27 protein-coding genes and 1 pseudogene are annotated in these 21,693 nt (G+C 65.8%); 11 read left to right on the plus strand and 17 right to left on the minus strand.

The annotated features are described in order from the left end of the window. Positions 1 to 140: 140 nt before the first annotated feature. Complete coding sequence (locus RDCOP1_RS11780) at positions 141 to 551, minus strand: VOC family protein (RefSeq protein WP_072700687.1); 411 nt, start codon at positions 549 to 551, stop codon at positions 141 to 143. Positions 552 to 556: 5 nt separating this feature from the next. Continuing rightward, positions 557 to 1,006, minus strand: a complete 450-nt coding sequence (locus RDCOP1_RS11785; RefSeq protein WP_072700689.1) for a helix-turn-helix transcriptional regulator — start codon at positions 1,004 to 1,006, stop codon at positions 557 to 559. A 161-nt stretch (positions 1,007 to 1,167) separates the two neighbouring features. Here RDCOP1_RS11785 and RDCOP1_RS11790 point away from each other — a divergent pair, with 161 nt between their 5' ends. The 3 genes from RDCOP1_RS11790 (at position 1,168) to RDCOP1_RS11800 (ending at position 3,671) form a co-directional block, all read left to right on the plus strand. Then, positions 1,168 to 2,175: an NAD(P)H-dependent glycerol-3-phosphate dehydrogenase gene (locus RDCOP1_RS11790; RefSeq protein WP_072700691.1), complete on the plus strand. Its 1,008-nt coding sequence runs from the start codon at positions 1,168 to 1,170 to the stop codon at positions 2,173 to 2,175. Between the two features lie 157 nt (positions 2,176 to 2,332). Beyond that, positions 2,333 to 2,914, plus strand: coding sequence for an SOUL family heme-binding protein (locus RDCOP1_RS11795; RefSeq protein ID WP_072700693.1), 582 nt, complete (start codon positions 2,333 to 2,335; stop codon positions 2,912 to 2,914). A 79-nt stretch (positions 2,915 to 2,993) separates the two neighbouring features. Then, on the plus strand, positions 2,994 to 3,671 hold the full coding sequence (locus tag RDCOP1_RS11800) for a nitroreductase (protein WP_072700695.1): 678 nt from the start codon (positions 2,994 to 2,996) through the stop codon (positions 3,669 to 3,671). Positions 3,672 to 3,702: 31 nt separating this feature from the next. Here the strand turns inward: RDCOP1_RS11800 and RDCOP1_RS11805 are convergent, their stop codons facing one another. Together RDCOP1_RS11805 and RDCOP1_RS11810 are read right to left on the minus strand one after the other, a co-directional pair. Continuing rightward, the gene (locus RDCOP1_RS11805) at positions 3,703 to 4,890 is read right to left on the minus strand and encodes a DUF8462 domain-containing protein (protein ID WP_072700697.1); all 1,188 of its coding nucleotides are present in this window, start codon (positions 4,888 to 4,890) and stop codon (positions 3,703 to 3,705) included. 346 nt (positions 4,891 to 5,236) lie between these two features. Beyond that, positions 5,237 to 5,653, minus strand: coding sequence for a hypothetical protein (locus tag RDCOP1_RS11810; protein ID WP_084722581.1), 417 nt, complete (start codon positions 5,651 to 5,653; stop codon positions 5,237 to 5,239). Positions 5,654 to 5,984: 331 nt separating this feature from the next. Here RDCOP1_RS11810 and RDCOP1_RS11815 point away from each other — a divergent pair, with 331 nt between their 5' ends. Continuing rightward, positions 5,985 to 7,301 carry a glycosyltransferase 87 family protein gene (locus RDCOP1_RS11815; RefSeq protein ID WP_084722582.1) on the plus strand — a complete coding sequence of 439 codons (1,317 nt, stop codon included), beginning with the start codon at positions 5,985 to 5,987 and terminating at the stop codon, positions 7,299 to 7,301. On the opposite strand, the gene RDCOP1_RS11820 is transcribed toward RDCOP1_RS11815, so the two are convergent. Together RDCOP1_RS11820 and RDCOP1_RS11825 are read right to left on the minus strand one after the other, a co-directional pair. Further along, positions 7,271 to 7,600 (minus strand): branched-chain amino acid transporter permease, encoded by a 330-nt coding sequence (locus RDCOP1_RS11820; protein WP_072700701.1) that lies wholly within the window; start codon positions 7,598 to 7,600, stop codon positions 7,271 to 7,273. The two genes, RDCOP1_RS11815 and RDCOP1_RS11820, sit on opposite strands and share 31 nt — an antisense overlap. Beyond that, positions 7,593 to 8,285 (minus strand): AzlC family ABC transporter permease, encoded by a 693-nt coding sequence (locus RDCOP1_RS11825; RefSeq protein ID WP_072700704.1) that lies wholly within the window; start codon positions 8,283 to 8,285, stop codon positions 7,593 to 7,595. The genes RDCOP1_RS11820 and RDCOP1_RS11825 overlap by 8 nt, the downstream gene beginning before the upstream one ends. Before the next feature lie 117 nt (positions 8,286 to 8,402). Here RDCOP1_RS11825 and RDCOP1_RS11830 point away from each other — a divergent pair, with 117 nt between their 5' ends. Further along, entirely contained in the window at positions 8,403 to 9,143 is a 741-nt protein-coding gene (locus RDCOP1_RS11830) for a M50 family metallopeptidase (RefSeq protein ID WP_072700706.1), read from the plus strand. 58 nt (positions 9,144 to 9,201) lie between these two features. On the opposite strand, the gene RDCOP1_RS11835 is transcribed toward RDCOP1_RS11830, so the two are convergent. Together RDCOP1_RS11835 and RDCOP1_RS11840 are read right to left on the minus strand one after the other, a co-directional pair. Next, complete coding sequence (locus RDCOP1_RS11835; protein ID WP_072700708.1) at positions 9,202 to 10,053, minus strand: DUF5995 family protein; 852 nt, start codon at positions 10,051 to 10,053, stop codon at positions 9,202 to 9,204. 76 nt (positions 10,054 to 10,129) lie between these two features. Beyond that, positions 10,130 to 10,930, minus strand: a complete 801-nt coding sequence (locus RDCOP1_RS11840; RefSeq protein WP_072700710.1) for an acyl-CoA thioesterase domain-containing protein — start codon at positions 10,928 to 10,930, stop codon at positions 10,130 to 10,132. 130 nt (positions 10,931 to 11,060) lie between these two features. Between RDCOP1_RS11840 and RDCOP1_RS11845 the strand changes: the two genes are divergently transcribed. Both RDCOP1_RS11845 and RDCOP1_RS11850 read left to right on the plus strand, forming a co-directional pair. Beyond that, positions 11,061 to 12,095: a nucleoside hydrolase gene (locus RDCOP1_RS11845; protein WP_231923069.1), complete on the plus strand. Its 1,035-nt coding sequence runs from the start codon at positions 11,061 to 11,063 to the stop codon at positions 12,093 to 12,095. 38 nt (positions 12,096 to 12,133) lie between these two features. After that, on the plus strand, positions 12,134 to 12,529 hold the full coding sequence (locus RDCOP1_RS11850; RefSeq protein ID WP_072700715.1) for a histone-like nucleoid-structuring protein Lsr2: 396 nt from the start codon (positions 12,134 to 12,136) through the stop codon (positions 12,527 to 12,529). Positions 12,530 to 12,569: 40 nt separating this feature from the next. Here the strand turns inward: RDCOP1_RS11850 and RDCOP1_RS21340 are convergent, their stop codons facing one another. Further along, positions 12,570 to 12,734, minus strand: a complete 165-nt coding sequence (locus RDCOP1_RS21340) for an FUSC family protein (RefSeq protein ID WP_143152194.1) — start codon at positions 12,732 to 12,734, stop codon at positions 12,570 to 12,572. A 42-nt stretch (positions 12,735 to 12,776) separates the two neighbouring features. Further along, the gene (locus RDCOP1_RS11855) at positions 12,777 to 13,256 is read right to left on the minus strand and encodes a hypothetical protein (RefSeq protein WP_072700767.1); all 480 of its coding nucleotides are present in this window, start codon (positions 13,254 to 13,256) and stop codon (positions 12,777 to 12,779) included. A gap of 209 nt (positions 13,257 to 13,465) precedes the next feature. Between RDCOP1_RS11855 and RDCOP1_RS11860 the strand changes: the two genes are divergently transcribed. Together RDCOP1_RS11860 and RDCOP1_RS21800 are read left to right on the plus strand one after the other, a co-directional pair. Beyond that, the gene (locus RDCOP1_RS11860) at positions 13,466 to 14,053 is read left to right on the plus strand and encodes an HdeD family acid-resistance protein (RefSeq protein ID WP_072700717.1); all 588 of its coding nucleotides are present in this window, start codon (positions 13,466 to 13,468) and stop codon (positions 14,051 to 14,053) included. A gap of 83 nt (positions 14,054 to 14,136) precedes the next feature. Beyond that, a pseudogene (locus RDCOP1_RS21800) lies at positions 14,137 to 14,235 on the plus strand (DUF2510 domain-containing protein); the annotation flags it as partial. 302 nt (positions 14,236 to 14,537) lie between these two features. Here the strand turns inward: RDCOP1_RS21800 and RDCOP1_RS21805 are convergent. Beyond that, positions 14,538 to 14,726 (minus strand): hypothetical protein, encoded by a 189-nt coding sequence (locus tag RDCOP1_RS21805; protein ID WP_231923100.1) that lies wholly within the window; start codon positions 14,724 to 14,726, stop codon positions 14,538 to 14,540. On the opposite strand from RDCOP1_RS21805, the gene RDCOP1_RS21810 reads away from it, so the two are divergent. After that, positions 14,725 to 14,796 (plus strand): excalibur calcium-binding domain-containing protein, encoded by a 72-nt coding sequence (locus RDCOP1_RS21810; protein WP_231923068.1) that lies wholly within the window; start codon positions 14,725 to 14,727, stop codon positions 14,794 to 14,796. The genes RDCOP1_RS21805 and RDCOP1_RS21810 overlap by 2 nt on opposite strands. Before the next feature lie 45 nt (positions 14,797 to 14,841). Here the strand turns inward: RDCOP1_RS21810 and RDCOP1_RS11870 are convergent, their stop codons facing one another. From RDCOP1_RS11870 to RDCOP1_RS11890, 5 genes are all read right to left on the minus strand, one after another. After that, the gene (locus tag RDCOP1_RS11870) at positions 14,842 to 15,249 is read right to left on the minus strand and encodes a PPOX class F420-dependent oxidoreductase (RefSeq protein WP_072700721.1); all 408 of its coding nucleotides are present in this window, start codon (positions 15,247 to 15,249) and stop codon (positions 14,842 to 14,844) included. Positions 15,250 to 15,349: 100 nt separating this feature from the next. After that, complete coding sequence (locus RDCOP1_RS11875) at positions 15,350 to 16,696, minus strand: phosphotransferase family protein (protein ID WP_072700723.1); 1,347 nt, start codon at positions 16,694 to 16,696, stop codon at positions 15,350 to 15,352. 34 nt (positions 16,697 to 16,730) lie between these two features. Continuing rightward, positions 16,731 to 17,267: a DinB family protein gene (locus tag RDCOP1_RS11880; protein ID WP_072700769.1), complete on the minus strand. Its 537-nt coding sequence runs from the start codon at positions 17,265 to 17,267 to the stop codon at positions 16,731 to 16,733. Positions 17,268 to 17,374: 107 nt separating this feature from the next. Further along, complete coding sequence (locus RDCOP1_RS11885; protein WP_072700725.1) at positions 17,375 to 17,557, minus strand: hypothetical protein; 183 nt, start codon at positions 17,555 to 17,557, stop codon at positions 17,375 to 17,377. A gap of 64 nt (positions 17,558 to 17,621) precedes the next feature. Continuing rightward, positions 17,622 to 18,101 (minus strand): TspO/MBR family protein, encoded by a 480-nt coding sequence (locus tag RDCOP1_RS11890; protein ID WP_072700727.1) that lies wholly within the window; start codon positions 18,099 to 18,101, stop codon positions 17,622 to 17,624. Between the two features lie 157 nt (positions 18,102 to 18,258). On the opposite strand from RDCOP1_RS11890, the gene RDCOP1_RS11895 reads away from it, so the two are divergent. Further along, positions 18,259 to 19,248 (plus strand): MBL fold metallo-hydrolase, encoded by a 990-nt coding sequence (locus RDCOP1_RS11895; RefSeq protein WP_072700729.1) that lies wholly within the window; start codon positions 18,259 to 18,261, stop codon positions 19,246 to 19,248. 15 nt (positions 19,249 to 19,263) lie between these two features. Here the strand turns inward: RDCOP1_RS11895 and RDCOP1_RS11900 are convergent, their stop codons facing one another. Beyond that, a complete protein-coding gene (locus RDCOP1_RS11900) occupies positions 19,264 to 21,636 on the minus strand; it encodes an FdhF/YdeP family oxidoreductase (protein ID WP_072700771.1) in 2,373 nt (790 codons plus the stop codon). Positions 21,637 to 21,693: the final 57 nt, after the last annotated feature.

A 21,693-nucleotide genomic window follows, 5' to 3' on the forward strand; every position in this document is an offset into this window, starting at 1 on the left:
ATCCTTACTGCCGTACGCTGCGCGGAGTTCGGGTTCGACGACCTTGCCACCGGGATTGCGAGGTAGTTCGTCGACCACAATCAGGCCCTTGGGAGTGCTTGAAGCGTGCCGAGTTCTCGTCGAGGTGTCCGGGCGTCGTGTCAGCTCGTCTCCTGTATGCGAACCATGTTGCCGGCGGGGTCGCGAAATGCGCAGTCGCGCACACCGTACGGCTGATCCATCGGCTCTTGCACGACTTCGGTGTCGCCGTTCTGCAGTTGCGCGAATGTGGCGTCGAGATCCTTGGTGGCCAAGATGATCGAGGCGAAGGTTCCCTTTGCCATCATCTCGGCGACCGTGCGGCCCTCGTCCTCGGTGATGCCCGGATCGGCGGTGGGCGGGTAGAGGACCACGGAGGGACCTGTGCCGTCGGCGGCGCCGACCGTGATCCACCGCATTCCGCCGTAGCCGACGTCGTTGCGGACTTCGAAACCGAGTGTGTCGCGATAGAACGCCAGGGAGGCGTCCGGGTCGGTGTGGGGAAGGAAGGTGTTGTGAATGTTGATGTCCATGACGATTACGGTAATTGGGTTTCGACGTTCCGTGCTTCTCGATTTCTGATCGGTCTGGTCACCTGTTTCGCCACGCAGGAAGGCAAGCCGGCCACAGCAAGGCGTGCTTCGCGTCTGTAGGTGCTCGGGGGCACCCCCACCAGTTCTGTGAAGCGGGTACTGAAGGTTCCGAGGGAGGAACAACCCACCTCGAAACAGACCTCGGTGACGGTGAGATCGCCGCGCCGGAGCAACGCCATGGCACGTTCGATACGTCGGGTCATCAGGTACGAGTACGGCGATTCGCCGTAAGCGAGGCGGAACTGCCTGCTCAGATGCCCGGCGGAGATGTTCACTCCCCTGGCCAGCGCTTCCACGTCGAGCGGTTGCGCGTACTCACGATCGATCCGATCGCGCACCCGTCGCAACAGGGCGAGGTCGCGCAGGCGCTGCGCTGTGTCGGCCTTTCCGGTCACGCACCCAATCGTGCCACGCCCGGTGCCGCGCGGACCGTCGCCGGCAAAGTCGCCGCGATATCGGGTTCGTCCTGCCCCTGGCCGGGAACCACAACTCGAAAGGCACTGCGGCATGACAGGGTGACCGGTACGCACGTACCCCTTCGAAGGGAGGATGCACCATGGCACGTCCAGTTCGCGTAGTTGTTCTCGGCTCGGGTTCGTGGGGCACGACCGTTGCCGGTCTCGCCGCACAGAACACGCCGACGCTCCTGTGGTCACGGAACAAGGAGATCGCCGACGAGATCAACATCGATCGCCGCAACCACCGTTACCTCGGTGATCGACGACTACCCGAGACCCTGCGCGCAACGGCGGACATCAACGAGGCCGCCCACGAAGCGGATGTGCTCGTCGTCGGGGTGCCCTCTTACGCTGTGCGCGCCGCCCTCGAGCCGCTCGCCCACGAACTGCGGGCATGGGTGCCGATCGTTTCGCTCACAAAAGGTCTCGAACCCGGAACCCGGTTGCGGCCCACCCAGGTGATCAGCGCGTGTCTTCCCGGCCATCCCGTCGGGTTGCTCTCGGGACCGAACATCGCCAGCGAAATCGCCGACGGCAAAGCCGCCGCCTCCGTGATCGCGATGCAGGACGACTCCGTCGGCACGGCCCTCCAACCTCTGTTCGCCTCGAAACTCTTTCGGGTGTACCGAAATACGGACGTTCTCGGATGTGAACTGGGCGGGATTCTCAAGAACATCGTCGCTATCGCCGCGGGAATGGCAGAAGGTTTGCGTGTCGGTGACAACACACGCGCCATGGTCCTCTCGCGCGGCCTCGCCGAGATGACGCGCCTCGGAGAGGCGATGGGCGCGCACGCCCGAACGTTCGCCGGTCTCACCGGGATGGGGGATCTCATCGCCACGTGTACGAGTCCTGCGTCCCGTAATCGGAGACTGGGGGAAGCGCTTGCACGCGGACTGAGCGTCGACGAGGCGGTAGCCGAACTCGGACAGGTCGCGGAGGGCGTCAGGACTGCGCCGACCGTCATGGAACTGGCTCGTGAGGTGGGGGTCGAGATGCCCATCGCGGCCGAAGTGGCAGCGGTGGTCGGAGGCCACCGAAGCCCGGCCGACGCGTACCGAGGCCTACGACGTGTCACACCCGGGGACGAGGAGGACGTCGTGTGATCGGGAAATATCGGGTGATCTAGGGATTTCGCCAGACAGGTCGGGCACCCGCGGCACGAACGGATGAAAGCGCCAGGTCGCAGCGCTGCCGAGCCTGTCGTCGGTCCAGTAGGCCTACCGTGGAGGTGACGGCTGGACAACCCGACGGGAGGCCGAAATGCGTGTGGTGACCATGGCGACCGAGGCAGCAAAGGGAGCCGGTTCGCTGGTAGGCATCCGCCGCGGTACGGAAGAGCCGCGTTACGACGTCCACGACCGGGTCCGCGGACTGGAGGTCCGCCGGTACGGCCCGCGAATCGCTGCGGAAACCACCGTGACCGCAGACGAGGAACGTGCCCGCGACACAGGCTTCCGCCGCCTCGCCGGGTACATCTTCGGCTCCAACGACAACAAGTCGAAGATCGCCATGACCGCGCCGGTATCCCAGTCCGGAGGGCCGGGAAATTCGTCGGTGGTCCGCTTCTACATGCCGTCGCGATGGACGATGCCCACCCTGCCCACCCCGATGGACCGATCCGTAGAACTCGTCGAGGTCCCGAGCGAGACGCTGGCGGTGCTGCGTTTCACCGGCGACCGCGGGCGCGGAGCAGTAGCAGAGCGGAGCGCAGAACTGCTGAGGAAGCTGGAAGGCACCGCGTGGACCGCCACCGGCCCGCCGGTCGCCTGGTTCTACGACCCACCCTGGACCGTTCCGTTCCGCCGTCGCAACGAGGTGGCCGTCCCGGTGGCCCCTCGTTGACGGGCACGCGACCGGGATCCGAGGCCGGATGGATACGCCGACGAATCTCGGCACGTCGCCGATATGCGATGGTGAGCAGATGACCGGTTCTGCCGACGTATTGTCGAATCTGCTCGACTCCCGCTACAGCTGCCGCGCCTTTCTGTCCAAGGAGGTGCCGCGCGAAGACATCGAACGCATGCTGCGGATGGGTCAGCGGACGGCGTCGTGGTGCAATTCGCAACCCTGGCGGGTACATCTGACCAGCGGTGCCGCGACCGAGCGGTTGCGTGAGGCGGTCTATGCGCAGGGTGCGTCCGGGGAACTGGACCCGGATATCGCCGGTCCCGTGGAGTATCGCGGCGAATACGCCGATCGTCGCCGCAACGCCGGGTATGCCCTCTACAACGCGTTGGGTATCGCCCGTGACGACTACGCCCGTCGTGGCGAACAGATGCTCGAGAACTTCCGTTTCTTCGGAGCACCTCACGTCGCCGTCGTCACCACCGACAAGGCACTCGGGGTGTACGGCGCGGTGGATTGCGGCGGTTATGTAGCGAACATGCTCCTTGCCGCCGAATCGCTCGGGATCGCGGCGGTTCCTCAAGCGGCGGTACCGATGGCCTCCACCGCACTGCATCGTGAACTGGGCATCGGAGACGACCGCGACATCGTGTGTGCGATCTCGTTCGGGTACGCCGACGAGACACATCCGGCGAATACCTGCCGCACCGATCGCGCGACACTCGACGACACCGTTGTGTGGGTGACCGACTGAGGCACATGAATGACACGGATCATCCTGTTGCTCAGTCTGTTTGGGCGCGAAGGTATCGACCGAAGTGCGGCACGGTGAATCCGATGAAGCCACGTTCGGCGGAGTAGATCAGACCTTTTTTGATCAAACCGTCGCGCGCCGGCGAGAGCGATGCCGGTTTACGGCCGAGTTCGGCGGCGATCTTCGACGTTGCCACCGGTCCGTCGTCGCCCGCCAGATCGGCCATGGCCCGCATGTACTCCCGCTCCGCGGGCGTCGCCCGCTCGTAGCGCGAGCCGAAGAAGCCCACTGCCAGTTCCTCTTCCGCCGCAGGGGCCGCGACCCGCACGTCGTCGGCGGTGATCGGGGTGCCCGCCGCGACGTCCCAGGTGGCCTTCCCGTACGCCTGCACGAAATACGGATAGCCGTCCGCCGTCTCGTACAGCAGATCCAGTGCCTCCTGGGAGAATTCGACGTCCTCACGTTGAGCAGGAGCAATGAGAGCGTGATCGGCGGCGTCACGGTCGAGACGACCGATCCGGTGATAGGTGAACAGTCGCTCCGAGTACGACTTCGACGCCGACAGCACGGCGGGCAGATGCGGAAGCCCGGCTCCGACGACGATAAGCGGAGCGGTGTCCTGGCTCAGTTCGTGGCAAGCCCCGCAGATCGCGGACACGTCGTCCGCCCCGAGGTCCTGCATCTCGTCCAGGAACAGTGCGATACCGACACCCACGTCGCGGGCGAGCCCCGCGGCGTCCACGAGAAGTTCGACGAGGTCGATCTCGATATCCCCGGAGTCGGCGCGGCCTTTCACCGCGGGGGCATCGATCCCGGGTTGCCATCGTTCGCGCATTCCCTTGTCGGCGGTGGCACGCAGCGCGAAGGATTTCAGCACGCCGAGGAAATGGTCGACGGATTCGGGATCGGGATGCGCGGCCGCGATCTCGCGCACCGCCATGTGAAGCGCGGACGACAAAGGTCGACGCAAGCCCTGGTCCGGGCGGGCTTCGATCTTGCCGGTGCCCCAGCTCTTGGCGATGGCAGCGGAGCGTAGATGGTTGAGCAGAACGGTTTTTCCGACGCCACGCAGTCCGGTGAGCACCACGCTTCGCTCGGGTCGGCCGCGCGAGATGCGCTCGAGTACGACTTCGAACGCTGCGAGCTGCTTCTCCCTGCCGGCAAGTTCGGGCGGGCGTTGTCCTGCGCCCGGGGCGTACGGGTTGCGGACCGGATCCATCGATCGATGGTAGCGAGCTGCACAGGGGTTTCTGGGTTGCTCTAGTGCGTGTCGTAGAGAGCGGAATGGAGGCGTACACGTACGTACGCGGACATCCGGAAACTATTCACCTATCTACTGTTTCAACTAGAGAACCGAATAATCTCCGGACAACTCGCACGCCGCCGCATTCGCCCTGGCCGCCGCCCTCGCCTGTGAAACTCTGTGGCGACAAAGCTATTCACTATCGGAATGTTGCGGACAGCGTGCGACGACGCGAGCAACCGGCCGGGGATGTGACTCCCCCGGCCGGTTCCGGACCCGATGCAGTTGACCGAACCTACGTTTGCGGTTCCCAGACGTACGACTACCAGACGTTGACGACGCCACCGCACGATGTGGTCGGGATACTCCACAACGGAATGCTGTTCACCGCGCTGACGGTGAACTCGACTTCGCCGGGACCCGACCGTATGTCGAAACGCGCCACCCCGGTTCCCGGGTAGGCAACGGTTACGGAGTCGTCAAGGGTGCCGCGCGCACCGGTACTGCGGTTGTGCCAGTCCAGTCGCACGTCGGACCGGTATCCCGCGAAGAACCACAGGGTGGAGACGTCGGCGAGAGAGAGTTCGATCCTCCCCGGTTCGGTCTGCCATCCGAACAGCCGCGCCGGCGCATAGGGCTGATCCACGATGTAGGGGCTGAGGCCCCAGCACCGGGTCATCGGAATCTCGACAGTGTCGGCCGTCGCCGTTCCCGCGCCCACACCGAGGCCGACAGACATGCTTGCGGCCACGACAACGGTTGCGATTGCGCGTCTTAGGAATCGTATGGTCATTCATGCCCCCATCTCTCTGATGAACCGCCAGTACAGCACGCGAAAATTCGCCGCACCAACGATTTCGGGCGTGCCGAGTGGCCGACGAGGGTTCCGTTCGGGACGAGTCGAGCCCGCAAACCCAGACCACAGGCCCAAGTGATTGATGTCACATTTAGAAAACAGGTAATCCGGGTAGCACCAAAGAGGTTGCGAGGTTGCGGTTCTCACCTTCCACGGAAAGTACAACGATTGTGTAACGTAACCACAGCCGTTTCCGACCCGGAGGTATCCGCCCGTGCTGTTGACCGAAGTCCGCTCCCGACCTGTGCAGTCCGCGTTGATCGCGGCGGGTCTCGTGGTCACGGTCCTCACCGTCGCGGGATACATGCGCGATGCCACAACCGAATACCTGATGGATCTCGACGTCTTCCGCGATGCCGGCTGGGCGTTCCTCCACCACACTCCGCTCTACACCGAAGGCTTCTTCAGCCACTCCGGGTTCCGGTTCATCTACCCGCCGTTCGCGGCCTTTCTGTTCGCCCCGATGGCCCTCGTGAGCAGCGCCGTACTCCAAGTGGTGTGGACGGCCGGTCTCATCGCCCTGGTCTGGTGGATTCTGCAGGTCGTCTACCGGCGACTCGACGTCACCCGCGCCGGTCTCGTCGCGTCGGCGACGCTCGGTGTGGTGCTCGCACTCGAGCCGTTCCGTTCCAACTTCGCATTCGGGCAGATCAACATCGTGCTGATGGCACTCGTCGTCGCCGACGTCCTCGGCGTCATCCCGAAGCGTTTCCGGGGTGTGGGCATCGCTCTGGCAGCCGCAGTCAAGGTCACGCCGGCTGCCTTCGGCCTCCTTCTGCTGCTCCGCCGTGATCTTCCCTCGGTGGCACGGGCGTTCGGCGCGTTCATCGCGACCGTCGCGTTCGGGTACTGGCTACGCCCCGAATCGACCGTCTTCTTCTGGACCGAGGAGTTCTTCGCCACCGACCGCGCGGGCGACCCCGGATTCTTCCGGAACCAGGCGCTCACCGGACTCATCGCGCGCTTCGACTTGTCGGAGGGTCTCAGCAAGGCGCTCTGGCTGGTGGGTGCCGCACTCATAGTGGCTGCCACCGCCTGGGCTGCCTACCGCTTCCTCCGCGCGGACGAACCTGTGGTCGCGCTCGCGATCGTGGGCCTCGCGTCGCTGCTCGCCGCCCCCATCGCGGTGACCCACCACTGGGTGTACGCGCTTCTCCTCGTCCCACTGCTCGTGGCGCCCCGCTACCGTTCCTGGTGGCCGGTTCTCCTCCCCGCCGCTCTGGTCTTCCTCGCCGGCCCCAACCATCTGCTGCGCGACGCCTCGTCGCGAGGGTGGGTAGAACAGCTCCTGCTCGAGGTACTCGGCATTTCGCAGTGTCTCGCGGCGATCGCCGTGTTCGTTGCGGCGGTGATCGCGGCCCGCAGTCGCCGGCCGGCTCTCCCCGAAGCCGGGGAATCCGACGCGCGCGAAGCGGTCCCTGCCGGTGAACAGCCCACGGTTGGAGACAACACAGCTGGAGACAGCACGGTCCAGGACCAGACCACTCAGGACAAGAAGGTTCAGGACCAGACGGTGGACGCGACGAGGTAGAGACCTGTCCCCACGACCGTGCTGAGAGCGGCGTTTCGGCGCCACACGTGCATCCCCACCGTTCCCGCCAACCCGATCGTCGCGGGCAGCCACGTCGTGGACCCCACGTCGCGCAACGTGTACATCACCAGAATCACCATGACCCCGGCGGGCATCGTGCGCCCAAGGAAATCCACGAACGCCGAGTTGCGCAGAGCGGACAGCGCCACGAACGGGGCCGCTCGCAGCGCGACCGTGACCACGAACATCACGAACAGCGCCGCGAAGACGTATCCGGCGCCCGGCACCGATTCAGGCATTCGTTGTCGCGTTCCGGTAGACGAACCGGGCGAACAGAGCCGCGACGAACAGCGTCAGGCCGATCACGAGCATCTGGTCTTTCGCGATCAGCAGCGCGACGAGCCCGCACACCAGTGCGATGACCGGTGCTGGCACGTCGCGGTTGGCCCGGAACGCATCGATGGCGAGCACTGCGAACAACGCGGTGAGCGCGAACTCGAGGCCGGCGAGGCCGGCGGGCAGCACCGCTCCGATCAACGCACCGACGGTGCCGGACGCGACCCACACGATTTGGCACACCACTTGCACAGTGAGAATCCGGGTTCCCGACAGTGCGTCCCGCACCTTGGGAGCGACGATCGCATACGACTCGTCGGTGAGCGCATACACGCCGTAGAGCCGTCCCAGACGACCTCGGATCCGGTGCAGCGGAAAGGACAGTCCGTAGAACACGTGCCGGAAGTTCACGAGCAGCGTCGCGGCGGCGATCGACGCCAAGGGCGTCACTGCGCCGATCAGGCCGATCGCGAGGAATTCCATCGACCCGGCGTAGATCACGGTGGAAAAGATCGGTGCCCACCACCAGTCGAAGCCGCCTTGCGTCAGCACCACTCCGAACGCGAGACCGAGCGGGACGAGTCCGACGCCGACCGCCCACGAGTCGGCGATACCCGCACGAATCTGCGTGGTGCGAGGGTTGAGCATGGCTCCCAGGTTATCGGCGGGCCAAGGGCCCTCCGCACGCACCGTACGATGACGCGTCCGTGCTCTCGGAGAGTTCGACGGGACCGCACCCGGCGGCCCGAGATGGAAAGGTGACCGGTGGCCTCCACCCTCGATTCGTTCACGAATGCCGTGCAGTCCGCGTGGCAGGCCGTCTCCACGGTCGACGAGCCCGCCCCGTCATGGCTGGTGGTGGGTACAGCGGTCGTAGCCCTCGTCCTGGTGTGGGTGCGACCGCTCTGGCTCAGGACCCGGCACATCATCACGCAGGCACACGAAGGCTCGCATGCCCTGGTGGCCGCACTGGTCGGGCGGAAGCTCTCCGGGATCCGTCTGCACAGCGACACCTCCGGTGTGATGGTCTCGTCCGGCAATCCTCGCGGTCCCGGGATGATCGCGACGACCTTCGCCGGGTACACCGGTCCCGCCGTGCTCGGCTTCGCGGCCGCGACACTTCTGACCCTCGATCGTCCCGCCGCCGTGCTGTGGTCGATCCTCGCCGCGCTCGCAATTCTGTTGTTGCTGATCCGGAACCTGTACGGGTTCATCTCCGTCGTCATCGCCGGCGCCCTGGTCGGTGCGGCCGCGTATTTCGGTGACCCCGTGGTGCGCTACATCGCCGCGTACCTGATCACCTGGGTCCTGCTGCTCGGCGCGACACGTCCGGTGCTGGAACTTGCACGCACCCACCGTCAGGGGCGCGGTCGCGGCTCGGACGCCGATCAGTTGAGGGGACTGACCCGGATACCGGCCGGGATCTGGATCGCGATCTTCGCGCTCGTCACAGCAGGCACCGCCGTGTACGGGACGGTGCGGGTCGTGGTGACCCAACTCGGCTGACGCCCCGATCGGATCTGGAGGAGGCCGACGAGCCGTCACACTGTCGACGCTCGGCCGGTCAGAAGATCCCGATGGCTTCCGCGGTGTCGAGAACGACCTCCGAAGCGCGCCACTCGGCCCACATCGCGGCCTCGCCCGCGTCCTCCGTCGCCGGGGACATCAGTGCCCGGCTGCTGATCCATGCCACCGCACGCACCGTCTGGAAGAAGATCCCGGCGGCACGGTCGCTGCCGATGACGTCGCCCACGATCGACACCGAGAAGAGTTCGGTGAGATCGGTTCCGTAATCAGCCTTGATCTCGCGGATGATGTTCGGCGTCGCCGCGCCGAGGACTTCGCCGTACTTGTTGAAGTCGTCCCACCGCTCAACAGGGGTTTCGACCGCGGCCAGCGCGGCCGGCAGGTCGAGCAGCAGATGAGCGCTCATCCCACTGGTCGCCACACGTCCGCCGGAATGCTCGCAGTCCGTCGCGGTCCGGTAGTAGAGCTCCCACGGCGCGGGCACCGGCACGTCCGTCGCATGCGCGTACACGCCTTCCAGATAACGCTGCACGAAGTCGAGGGCCAGGTCCTCGGCCCACTGCGAATCGGCGTAGTCGCCGCGCTCGATCGACGGGACGGTGGTGTCGAGGATCTCCTTGTAGACGACCGCGAATCCGCCGCGCGGGTCTCCCGCGTCACCCCACAACTCGGCGATCTCGGTGACGTTGTCTCGAGCGTCCTGCAGGGTCCGGTTGTTCTCGGGTGCCGATACGTCCGCGATTTCTTCCATGACCCCGGCGTCCACGCGGGGCGGGCAGACGGAGGCGGGGCGCGCCTCGGCGGTGGACGTGGCCGTACCGACGAGGATGCCTGCGGCCATCGTGACAGCGGTGAACGCGGAGACCATGAAGCCCGCCGGTTTTTTCATGAGGGAGAAGGCTAGCCCGTTCCACCCGTTTCGGACAAACGCGGCCATTCGATCTCGGTCACCGGAGCGGAGCGGGTCAGCCGAAGTCGACCTGCCGGTGCGCATTGGCCAGCGCGGTGACCACGCCGGTCCCGAACGGACCGAGCCTGTCGAACAGCACGGCCGTGCCCACCGCGACGCCGTCGGTGCCGATGTGGTTGTCCGCCTCCACACCCACTTCCAGCCCTTCGGGCAGACGCGACAACGCGAGGGTCACGTCCGCGTTGATGTAACCCACACCCTCGTCGCCCCAGTTGGTCACGAAGCTGGTTCCTTCGCCCACCATCGCGATGTTGACGAACGGCGACTGTTCCTCCCCGACGATCACCGGAAGTTGCCTCGACCACAGGCGTTTACGGCCCGCGTTCTGGTGCTCCGACCTTCCCCGCGACCAGCGGCCGTCGCTGCTGTACCAGGAGTAGGTGTCGGTAGCCGGCGGTGAATCGAGCACCTCTTGTGGCGGTGCGGGATGTTCGTCCCGGGTCCAGACGGAGCCGGGGGGCTGCGCCGACCGGCGCAGGTACACGATGGTGGCCCGCGCCGACACCTTCCCGTCCTGGATCAGGTTCGCATCGGCCACACGGATCCGGTTTCCGTCGCGGACACGCGTGGTGGTGAACGTGATCGTCTCGTTGCGGACCGGTGCGAACAGGTCGAGGGTGAAGCGCGCCGGGACGAATCCTTCCGGTGCGTGGGCATTCTCGAGTTCTCGGGCGACGAGCCCGCTCACGCACGGCCCGTTGAGCATCGCGTCCGACCACGGACTGGCCGCGTACTTCGTCGGCGTGTAGACACCGTCGGCTTCTGTGAAGAATCCACGTTCCGGGCGCTGGGGCATTCCCGGATTGTTGCAAGGGCATGTGTGAGCCTGTTCACCGGGGACGCCCCGGCGCCCGATACCGCGAGCGATGGGTGAAGATAAGACGGTGCACGTACACCGACCCGAGCCGTCGCCGGGGCCCGTCCCGATGATCGTCGACGTCGACACCGGCATCGACGATGCCCTCGCACTGCTGTACCTGCTGGCGAGTCCCGAGGCCGAGATCGCCGCGGTACTGTGCACCGCCGGAAACGTTCCGGTCGCGCAGGTGACTACGAATACCCTTGCGTGGCTGGAGGTGTGCGGCCGGTCGGACATCGAGGTCGCCGTCGGGTCGGCGGTGCCCCTCGTCGCGCCGCTGATGACGACCGAGGACACGCACGGTCCGCGCGGAGTGGGATACGCGGAGTTGCCCGATGCGTCACACGGGCCGTCCGCACGCACCGCCGCAGAAGCGTGGGTCGAACTGACGCGTGAGCGGCCCGGGGAATTGACGGGCCTGGTCACAGGACCCCTGACAAATCTAGCGCTGGCCTTGCGTCTCGATCCCGGCGTGCTCGGCCGCCTCCGCCGGCTGGTGGTGATGGGAGGCTGCTTCAACCATCCGGGCAACACCACCCCCACGTCGGAGTGGAATGTGGCGGTCGATCCGGAAGCGGCGAAAGTCGTGTTCGATGCCTTCGCGGGGCTCGACCCCCGGCGGCGTCCACTGCTCTGCCCGCTGGATACGACCGAGTCGATCGAGATGCGGCCTGTCCACGTGGCACGTATAGCCGAACTCGCGGGAAGCGTTCCCCCGGAAGAGTTGTCGGAGGACGACCCCTGCGGCCGCCGTTCGCGGGCCTCGGTGCCCGTGGTGCGTCACCTGTCGGACGCACTGCGGTTCTACATGGAGTTCCACCGCGATCAGAACCTCGGGTTCCTCGCCCACGTGCACGATCCGTTCGCGGCAGCGGTCGCGCTCGGCACGGTCCCGTATGTGACGCGTCCAGCGACCGTCGACGTCGAACTCGACGGGCGGATCACCCGGGGGACGACGGTTGCCGATTGGTCGGGAATCTGGGGACGAGATCCGGACGCCGACATCGTCGTCGGGACGGAACCGGAATTTTTCTTCGATCATTTCGTCGATCGAGTCGCATTCTATGTGCGCGACTTGAACATACCCCGGAGTAACAACTAGCGTCGCATTCGCAATAATTCGGGGACAAGGAGAATAGTGTGGCGCAGAAAGTGCGCGTCGAATATTTCGACGACATCGATGGTCAACCCATCGCCGATGGTCTGGCGCAGTCGTTTCGAATCGCCGTGGACGACGTCGAATACGAAATCGACCTCCGCCCGGCCAACGCGGACAAATTCTGGGCCGTACTTCGCCCGTGGCTGAAGAGGCCCCCGGGTACGCGCACGCCGGCAGCACGGGCAGAAGCCACCGAGCGTGTGATCAAGCCGTCCCGGCCACGGGCGGCCCGCAAGCGCAAGACCATTCCGTCCACCCGTTCCCCCGAACAACTCGCGGCGATCCGCCACTGGGCCCGCAACGAGGGGTTCGACGTCAGTTCGCGTGGCCGGATCCCGTCCCACATCCTCGAACGCTTCGAGGCAGCGCACTCCTGAGTTCAGGACGACAGGTGATGTCGGTCGCCGCGGTGGATAGTCACCGCGGCGACCGAACACCCACCACCACGCCGATGAGTGTGTCCCCGACTCGGCCGAGCGCGATATCGACACCGAGTGATTCACCGATTCCGTTGAGCAGCAGCGCCATTGCCGTGATGAAGATGCTCGCGACGTCGAGATCAGACGTTCTCCTGGTCAGCACCCCGATCGTCGGCAGGCCGTGACCGCATCCGGCGCTGCGAGATCAGGGCATCTCCATCGTTTCCGACCGTTCGATCTCCGCAATTGCCCGGCGCAGACAGGGACCGGGGGCAACCTTCCGCGCGGCGAGAAGATCGGTCAGTACCAGCAACCCGGCGGTGAGGTACTGCTCCGGTGCGATACGAGGATCCGTCGCCTCGACGTCCTGCACGCCCAGAGCGCCGGTAACGACGGCGACCACCGCGTCGGGCTGTATCGACGGTAGCCACCGCACACCGTCGCGCACCGCTCGGGTGAGTACGGCCTGTACATCCTCGCCCGTCAAGCCGTCGGGATGAAGTTCTTCGAACAGCTCACGCATCATCCCGGCATGGACCGCGGTGACCGTCTCGTACGGCAGGCCGGCGAGATCGTCGAGTGCGTCGCCGAACAGGTCGCTCGCTCCGGCGCTCGCAGCAGTGAGAGCCGCGTCGGTCGCGGACGCGATCCGCTGGGTTGTCTTCGGCCAATGGTCGGGCCACACAGTACTTCGCCTCGCTTTCTGTCGCAGGTCCACCGGGGTCGCGGCGGCGAATCCTGCCGCATCAGTTTTCACGATGCCACCGACCCGTCTGCGAACGGGCCGCACCCACGCAATGCAGCGGGACCGTTTTCGGGTCACGACCGCGTCCGCGGGCCTATTCTTGGCACACCAAGATCACGACTTCCGAGGTGTCCCCACGAGGAGTTCCCATGTCCGCGAACCCCGTTTCTCCCTCCGACCCGTTCAGGTCGCTGTTCAAGCAAATCTGGTGGGTGGTGCTCATACGCGGCATTCTCGCCGTGCTCTTCGGCATCGTCGCGCTGGTGTGGCCCGACATCACGGTGTGGGCACTGGTCATCGTCTTCGCGATCTATGCCATCGTCGACGGAGTCGTGCTCGGTGCCCACGCGGTACGCGACCGTGCGGCGCTCGCCGGGTGGGGCTGGTGGCTCGCGATGGGTGTCGTGTCCGTCGTCGCCGGCATCGTGGCCCTCGTCTGGCCCGGGATCACCGCGTTGGTCCTGCTGTACGTGATCGCCTTCTACGCGATCCTGTACGGCATCACCGGCATCGTCGGCGGCCTTCGATTCCGGAAGGTCCCGGATTCCGGGTGGGTCTGGTCGGTGATCGCCGGTGTCCTCGCGGTGGTGTTCGGCCTGATCCTTCTCATCTTCCCCGGTGAAGGCATCCTGAGCCTGATCTTCCTGGTCGGCATCTACGCGATCCTGTTCGGTGCGTTGCTGATCGTGATGGCGTTCCAGGTGCGCAACTCCGCGAAGCGGATGGGCGTCATCTGACGCGCGGCGCTCCCTGTGGTGTAACAAACCGACCGGTATCCCCGACGTTCTGACGGAACACACTTCCTCAGAACGGATCGACTATGAATCCTCCTGCCGGCTGGCATCCCGACCCCTTCGACCCGTCCATCGATCGCTATTGGGATGGTGCGCAGTGGACCGAGCAAACCAGGCCCAAAGGTAGCGAGACTCCTACTCAGGTCTTCGGTTCCGTCGATCCAGGAGGCAACCGGCCCGCCGGCGATGAAAAGAAGCGCCGGAAGTGGCCGTGGGCGGTCGGCGCCGGATTCGTGGGGCTGATGGCCCTCGGAGCAGCTGTGGGTGAGGAACAACCGGCGCCTGCTTCGTCTTCGGTCGTGTCTACTACGACCAGTTCGGCAGCTCCGACCACAACGACGGCGCGATCCACCACGACGACGACAACACTCCGAACCACGACGCCGGCACCGGCAACAACCACGGAGGCTCCGGTGCCGTTGGTCCCTCAGATCGAAACGACAACCAGCACGACAACGGAATACACGCCACCGGCTGCCCCGGCGTACACCCCGCCTCCGGTGACGCAGTACACGCCTCCACCCATGACGGAGTACACACCTCCGCCGGAGCCGCCGGAGCCGGTCGCGTCGTACAAGAACTGCAGTGAGGCAAGGGCAGCAGGTGCTGCTCCCATCCTCAGAGGCGAACCCGGGTATGCACCTCACCTGGACAGAGACAAGGACGGCATCGCCTGCGACAAGTAGCCTCCCGGCTGGGGCGGTAGCCCTCCGCCAACCGATAGCGACCGATCAGGCGTTCGCGAGTCGCCCCCACGCGTGCCAGTGGTCGATCTCGATCCACGCGCTCACCCGCCGCCTGTCGCGCTGATGGTAAGGGCGACCGGTGTAGTGCGCCGAAATGCGGTCGATGTCAGTCAGATCCGGATCGTCCACGAATTCCACCACCCTGCCCTGGATGCTGACGTGGGTGATCCAATCCTCGGGATCCATCGCGGACAGGCTCACGCGCGGGTCGTGGCGCAGGTATTCGAGCCGCTTTCGTCCCTCGTCCATGTTCACGAGAATGCGTCCGTTCTCGTACATGTACCAGGTGGGCACCGACACCGGTTGCCCGTCCGCCCGCAGCGTACTGATGGTTGCGTAATTGGGCTGAGCAAGGAACTCGGCAACGGCGGCAGGAACCGGAGGCTTCGGCACAATCGAGCCTTTCTCGAGGTGAGGATCGGTACCGGACCAGCCTATGCCCGGGCACCCGGGTCATCCGCCACAAGTGCGGCAGGAGAACCCGCGCCGACGCTCAATACCGCGGGTTGGCGACCCTCAGCCGCGTGTCGACCAGGTCTCGGACGACGCAGCCGACCGGCGTCTCCTCGAGAGTGATATCACCTGCTCGCAGACCGAGGGCCAGTTCGGATTCCGTGCGATAGCCCAGCTCCCCGAGCCGGGTGCGAAATTCTTCTCGCAGCGCGTATCCGACCTCCGACTCACGCGCGGCGATGCCGAGAACATGCGCGGCGACACGAGATCGATAGACGGACCTCGGGTCGGCCCCCGCCGACGCATCGACGACGAAATCCTGGACCGCCCGCAGCAATTCGCCGATGCGCCGAGTGCCGAACAAATCGTCTGCCGGATCGTCACCGGCCCGTACGACATCACCGGTCGCGCTCGCCGGTACACCGAGCAGATCCAGCAGGTCGCGTTCGCATTCCGCGACACGACGGCCGATGGCGAGCAGTTCGAGGGTGTTGTCTCCGCCGTCGTCGGCACGCATCGCCTGCATCCGGCAGATGACCGCCCAGCGCAGCGACCCGAACACCTCCCACCAGTGCACGACGTCCGGATCGGGTGACACCCCGGATTCGTCGGCGTAACCGCGAAACAGGTCGTCGCGTGACCCGAATCCTCCGACAGGGTGCGGCGACCCGAATCGCCATGTCTTCGTGCACAACCAGCCGAGATCTTCCATCGGGTCGCCCAGGTGCGCCAACTCCCAGTCCAGCACTCCCCGGATGCCGTCCTCGTCGACGAGGATGTTCCCGTTGCGGAAGTCGCCGTGCACGACAGACTTTCGTGTTGCGGGTGGCCGGTTGTCTCTCAGCCAGGAGAACGCGGCTTCCAGCGCGGGCAGCGGGCCTCCGGTCCGTGTGTATTCGCCGAGCAGGAACTCCAGCGGGTCGTGGTCCGGAAGGCCCGGCACCGCGACCGGGTCCATCCGGTGCAGTCGGCCGAGCGTGCGCCCGAGGTCGTACGGTAGGCGCGCTCGCACGGAACCGAACCTCTCGTCGCGAAGCAGTCGTTGCGGCAGCGCCTCGCCTGGCAGTCGCGACATCACCAGGTACGAGCCGATACCCGGCAACGGCTCGCCGCCGCTGTTGTCCACGATCTCCGGTACGGGGACCCCCACTCTGCCCGCCTCCACGAAAGCCGCTGCTTCCATGGACATTCGGCCTGGGTCCTCTCGGCCCGGCGGGTCGCGGCGCAGGATCAGTTCGGGTGGCAACGCGGGATCGGACTTCGTCGTGAGCGACCAGGTCTCGCGACTCGCCCCTCCGGTGAGCCGCTCGACGCCGGTGAAGACGCACGCCGCGCCCAGGACCGTCGACAGTCGCTCCGCCAGTGCGTCCTCGAACGTCTCGCTCATCCTGTACCGAACCGTCGCCGTGAGTCCGGGGCGATCAATCGAATTCCATGCCCGCGGCCTCGCCGCGCTGTCTCGTCGTGTTGGCGCCGTCGAGTGATTCACGAATGATGTCGGCGTGTCCGCTGTGGTGGGCAGTCTCGCGGATGATGTGGATGAGGATTTTGCGGGCACTCATCCATTCCCGTGTGGGGGTCCACGGAGCAATCGGAAGCGGTACCTGGCGGTTCAGGTCGAGTGTCGCGACGTACTCCTCCGTCGCGTCCGCGACCGCGCGGTAAACCTCGAGCAGATCGGCGAGGGACTCGTCGTCGCGCATGAAGTACTGCGCCATCAGCGCATCCATGTCCGTGACCGCGGAGTTTTCGTCCATCTCGCGGATCGTCTCGATCCAGGACCGCTCGGTGTTCGCGACGTGCTTGACGAGGCCACCCAGCGTCAGATCGCTCACGGTCGAGCGCGTGCGGGCCTGTTCGTTGTCGATTCCGCGGACGGTGATGAGGAACATCTCGCGCTGCTCGGCCAGCATCTCGAGGATGTCCGCGTGTTCACCGGTGACTGTGCTCTGGCTCATGACCACTCCTCGTTTCCGGATTCCGTCGATGCTGCCACGGTAGAAACGATTGCGGTCGGCTTCGGTCCTGAATCCCCGTGTCGAGCCGAATTCGGTACAGAGGCTGGTCAGGCGGCGAAGCCGACGGCACCGATCACCGGGATGATCGTCATGAACACGATGGCGATCACGAACAGCGTGATCGTGACCTTCCTGTCCCAGCGTGACCGTGCTCCCGTCGCCGCAAGGAGAAAAAAGACGAAGCCGATGCAGATGGAGCCGATCCCGATGATCACCGATGTTTCGAGCATGGTTCCATCATCGCCCACGCGGGCAGTCGCTTCGCGCGGGACCGCCCCCGTCACGTGAGAGCGATCAGCGATTGAGCTGCGTGATCCGCCCGGAGAGCACCGTCGCGAAACTTGTCCATCCGGCGTAGGGAGCGAGCGCCGCACCCGCCGTCGGGTTCGCCGCCGCCGTCCGGCGGGTGAGGTCGACCGTGCTCGCGGCCAGCGCAGCGGCCACCAACGTCGCGGGCACAAGGCGGTGCCACGCGAAGAACATCCACGACCAGGACGCATTGAGAACCAGGTTGACGCCGAGCGCAGTGATGTACTTGCGCCGGCCGTCGTGATCCCCGCGTTCGTCCAGCGAGTCGATCGCGACCGCCGAGGTCACCGCGATATCCGCATAGAGCGCCGTCCACACCACCGGGAAGACCGCGGGAGGAGGCTGGATACCGGGCTTACGAAGCTTGCGATACCACCGCGAGTCCGTTTCGCGTGAAGCGATGGAACCGACGATCGCGGTCACGGTGGTCGCTGCGGCGGTGGCGAGGACGGTGGTGAGCTTCATGCGAAATGACTCCTGTCGATTTCATCCCTCGGCGCCGGCCGGCGGCCGGCTCGCGGCATCCGACCGGCTACCCGGGCTCCCGCGCCTCGAAACGCCCCGGCACCGCCGCGAGTAACCTGACCCGCGAACACGCTGGGGACGACTACGGGGGCGGACGATGAGCGGACTCACACAGATCGGCGACGGGGTATGGGCTTTCGTGCGTCCGTCGGGAGGTTGGGGCGAGGCCAACACCGGGCTGATCGTCGCTTCGGGTACGGCGTCGATGGTCGTCGACACGGTCTGGGACACCGCGTGGGCGAGGCGCGTGGCGGATGTGCAGCAACCTCTCGTCGCGCACGCGCCGATCACCGAGGCCGTCAACACCCACAGCGACGGTGACCACTGGTGGGGCAACGACACTCTTCCCCCGTCCACGCGGATCACGACGAGCCGGGCCGCCTTGGCAGGCATGCACGAGGACCTTCCGCCCGCGGCGCTCGGTGTGCTGGCGGGGATCGGCGGGGTGCTCGGCAGGCTTCCGGGGCCGGTCGGCCCGGCAGGTGCGTATGTTGCCCGCGTGCGCGGCGGTGCTCGCTTGCCGCGCCGCACCCCACGCCTGCCCGACCGCACCTTCGACACACGCGACATCGTGGAAATCGGCGACCGCAGAATAGAACTCGAGCAGCTCGGGCCGTGTCACACCGCCGGCGATCTCGTCGCCCATGTTCCCGACGCGGGTGTCGTGTTCGCCGGCGATCTGCTCTTCATCGGTTCTACGCCGATCCTGTGGCACGGGCCGATCGAGAACTGGTTCTCTGCACTCGAGCGATTGATGTCGTGGGACGCCGCGACCTACGTTCCAGGGCACGGACCGCTGTGCGGCCGCGCAGAGATCCTCGCGCTACGCGATTACTGGGTATGGGTGAACGAAGCGGGCCGTGACCGGCACAACGCGGGCCTCTCACCTTTGCAGGCGGCACGAGAACTCGTGCGTAGCCCGGAATTCGGCCGGTGGCGCGAGTGGGAGTCGCCGGAACGCCTTGTGCTGAGCCTGAGCACGCTGTTCGATCAGTGGAACGGGAATCCTCCCGGCCCCCCGGCGATCCGCCGCCGCGCCCGCACATTCGCGGACGCGGAGACGCTCCTCCGCGAGGGGATTCTCTGAACTCCACAAGCAGCGCTACGAGAGATGCTCCGGCTGGGGATGCGTCTTGTGCGACCAGTCGGATCCCACTTTCTGCATGCCGCCCACGTCGGGGCAGTCGCTGCTGCGGGTGCCCGTGGGCGCGATCGAAATCACCACCGATTTGTAGGTGGGGCAATTGCTTTCGAGTGCAGTGGAATCGAGAGGGACCAACGGGTTGGTCTCCGGGTAGTAGGCCGCCGCAGACCCACGCGGCACGTCGTACTCGACGACGCGGAACCGATGAGCGCAGCGCACCCGTTCGTCACCGTCCCATCGGGTGAACAGGTCGACGATGTCGCCCGGGTCGAGCCCGGCCGCGGCGATGTCCTCACGATGCATTAACACCACACGACGACCGCCCTCGATACCGCGGTAGCGATCGCTCAGCCCGTAGATGGTGGTGTTGAACTGGTCGTGACTGCGCAGCGTCTGCAACAGGAGATGCCCCGGAGGCACCTGAACGACCTCGATCGGGGACACCGCGAATTCTGCTTTCCCCGTCTTTGTTTGGAAGGTACGAGTGTCACGCGGCGGGTGCGGGAGGATGAATCCTCCGGGTCGGCGGACGTTGACCTCGTAACCCTCGCAACCGGGAACGACTCTGGAGATGTGCGAGCGAATGTTCGCGTAGTCGTCGCGCATCGCCTTCCACTGGAGGCCGTAGCGGTCTCCGATCGTCGCCTCGGCGATGCCCGTAATGATCGAAACCTCCGACCGGAGATGCTCACTCGCAGGTTCGAGCGGGCCACGTGAGGCGTGGACCGAGCATTCGGTGTCTTCGACGGACACGAACTGGTGACCGGACGCCTGCACGTCCTTCTCGGTGCGTCCCAGCGTCGGCAGGATGAGCGCGGTCTCCCCGCACACCAGGTGGGACCGGTTGAGTTTCGTGGAGATCTGGACGGTCATGTCGATTCCGGACATCGCTTCGGCCGTGACGACGGTGTCGGGCGCCGATTGAACGAAGTTTCCGCCGAGGCCGAGGAAGAACTTCGCCTTGCCGTCCCGCATCGCACGAATGGAATCGACGGTGTCGAAACCGTGTTCGCGCGGCGGGTCGAACCCGAACTCCTTCTCGAGCGCGTCGAGGAAGTGCTGCGGGGGCCGCTCCCAGATGCCCATGGTGCGGTCGCCCTGCACATTGGAATGCCCACGCACGGGCATGAGGCCGGCACCCCGTCGACCGATGTTTCCCCGCGCGAACGCGAGATTGCAGATCTCCTTGATGGTTGCCACGGCGTTGCGGTGCTGCGTCACACCCATCGCCCAGCAGAAGACCGTCGCCTTCGACCGGCGGAACATCTGGGCCGCCTCCGTGATCGCCTGCCGCGACAGCCCGGTCGCTGCGATCACCTCGTCCCAGTCGACGTTCCGGACGTGCTGCTTCCAGTCGTCGAACCCGGTCGTGTACTCCCGCACGAAGTCGTGATCGAGCGCATCCCATTCGACGAGGAGCGATCCGATCGCCTGCATCAGTGCGAGGTCGCCGTTCACCGCGATCGGCAGATGGAGGTCGGCGAGGTCCGTTCCCCGGCCGACCACCCCGCGCGGGGTCTGCGGGTTACGGAAGTTGACCAGACCTGCTTCCCGGAGCGGATTGATCGCGAGGATCTTCGCGCCGTTGCGCTTGGCTTTCTCGAGCGCGGTGAGCATGCGGGGATGGTTGGTGCCCGGGTTCTGGCCCTGGAGAACGATCAGCTCCGCGTGGTGGACGTCCTCGAGCGTGACACTGGCCTTGCCGATACCGATCGATTCCTGCAGCGCGATGCTCGTGGACTCGTGACACATGTTCGAGCAGTCGGGCAGATTGTTGGTTCCGAAGGCACGGGCGAACAACTGGTACACGAACGCCGCTTCGTTCGACGCGCGGCCGGAGGTGTAGAAGAGGGCTTCGTCGGGGCTGTCCAGCGACCGCAGCTGCTCGCCGATCAGCGCGAAGGCGTCGTCCCATTCGATCGGGGTGTAGTGGGTGGCGCCGGGACGCTTGACCATCGGGTGGGTGATGCGCCCCTGCTTGCCGAGCCACAGCTCACTGTGCTGCGCGAGGTCGTCGATGCTGTGCCGCGCGAAGAACTCGGGCGTCACCCGGTCGCGAGTGGCTTCCTCGGCAACCGCCTTTGCACCGTTCTCGCAGAACTCCGCAGCATGCCGGTGCCCCGGAGCGGGATCGGGCCACGCGCAACTCATGCAGTCGAAGCCCTCCGCCTGGTTGAGCTCGCGAAGCGTCTCGGCCGACCGAACGATCCCCATTTCGCGAAACGAGCGTTTCAACGCGACCGCGACACCGGTGACGCCGGCCGCACTGTTCTTGTGGTCTCCGACACGGAGTTCCTGCTCGTCGTAATCGCGTCGTTGATCGTCCCGCATCGTCACTCCTCACAAACGCAGCTTTGGTGCTCCGTCCAGTGTGACAGAGCCCATAGA

This window comes from Rhodococcus coprophilus NBRC 100603, from assembly GCF_001895045.1.
Classification (GTDB): Bacteria; Actinomycetota; Actinomycetes; order Mycobacteriales; family Mycobacteriaceae; genus Rhodococcus; species Rhodococcus coprophilus.

Bases quoted from the DNA above. Each gene is read 5' to 3' on its own strand.
- RDCOP1_RS11780 (WP_072700687.1), bottom strand. From the start codon at position 551: ATGGACATCAACATTCACAACACCTTCCTTCCCCACACCGACCCGGAC.
- RDCOP1_RS11790 (WP_072700691.1), top strand. From the start codon at position 1,168: ATGGCACGTCCAGTTCGCGTAGTTGTTCTCGGCTCGGGTTCGTGGGGC.
- RDCOP1_RS11795 (WP_072700693.1), top strand. From the start codon at position 2,333: ATGCGTGTGGTGACCATGGCGACCGAGGCAGCAAAGGGAGCCGGTTCG.
- RDCOP1_RS11800 (WP_072700695.1), top strand. From the start codon at position 2,994: ATGACCGGTTCTGCCGACGTATTGTCGAATCTGCTCGACTCCCGCTAC.
- RDCOP1_RS11805 (WP_072700697.1), bottom strand. From the start codon at position 4,890: ATGGATCCGGTCCGCAACCCGTACGCCCCGGGCGCAGGACAACGCCCG.
- RDCOP1_RS11810 (WP_084722581.1), bottom strand. From the start codon at position 5,653: ATGTCTGTCGGCCTCGGTGTGGGCGCGGGAACGGCGACGGCCGACACT.
- RDCOP1_RS11820 (WP_072700701.1), bottom strand. From the start codon at position 7,600: ATGCCTGAATCGGTGCCGGGCGCCGGATACGTCTTCGCGGCGCTGTTC.
- RDCOP1_RS11825 (WP_072700704.1), bottom strand. From the start codon at position 8,285: ATGCTCAACCCTCGCACCACGCAGATTCGTGCGGGTATCGCCGACTCG.
- RDCOP1_RS11835 (WP_072700708.1), bottom strand. From the start codon at position 10,053: ATGAAAAAACCGGCGGGCTTCATGGTCTCCGCGTTCACCGCTGTCACG.
- RDCOP1_RS11840 (WP_072700710.1), bottom strand. From the start codon at position 10,930: ATGCCCCAGCGCCCGGAACGTGGATTCTTCACAGAAGCCGACGGTGTC.
- RDCOP1_RS11845 (WP_231923069.1), top strand. From the start codon at position 11,061: ATGATCGTCGACGTCGACACCGGCATCGACGATGCCCTCGCACTGCTG.
- RDCOP1_RS11860 (WP_072700717.1), top strand. From the start codon at position 13,466: ATGTCCGCGAACCCCGTTTCTCCCTCCGACCCGTTCAGGTCGCTGTTC.
- RDCOP1_RS21805 (WP_231923100.1), bottom strand. From the start codon at position 14,726: ATGGGAGCAGCACCTGCTGCCCTTGCCTCACTGCAGTTCTTGTACGAC.
- RDCOP1_RS11875 (WP_072700723.1), bottom strand. From the start codon at position 16,696: ATGAGCGAGACGTTCGAGGACGCACTGGCGGAGCGACTGTCGACGGTC.
- RDCOP1_RS11880 (WP_072700769.1), bottom strand. From the start codon at position 17,267: ATGAGCCAGAGCACAGTCACCGGTGAACACGCGGACATCCTCGAGATG.
- RDCOP1_RS11885 (WP_072700725.1), bottom strand. From the start codon at position 17,557: ATGCTCGAAACATCGGTGATCATCGGGATCGGCTCCATCTGCATCGGC.
- RDCOP1_RS11890 (WP_072700727.1), bottom strand. From the start codon at position 18,101: ATGAAGCTCACCACCGTCCTCGCCACCGCCGCAGCGACCACCGTGACC.
- RDCOP1_RS11895 (WP_072700729.1), top strand. From the start codon at position 18,259: ATGAGCGGACTCACACAGATCGGCGACGGGGTATGGGCTTTCGTGCGT.
- RDCOP1_RS11900 (WP_072700771.1), bottom strand. From the start codon at position 21,636: ATGCGGGACGATCAACGACGCGATTACGACGAGCAGGAACTCCGTGTC.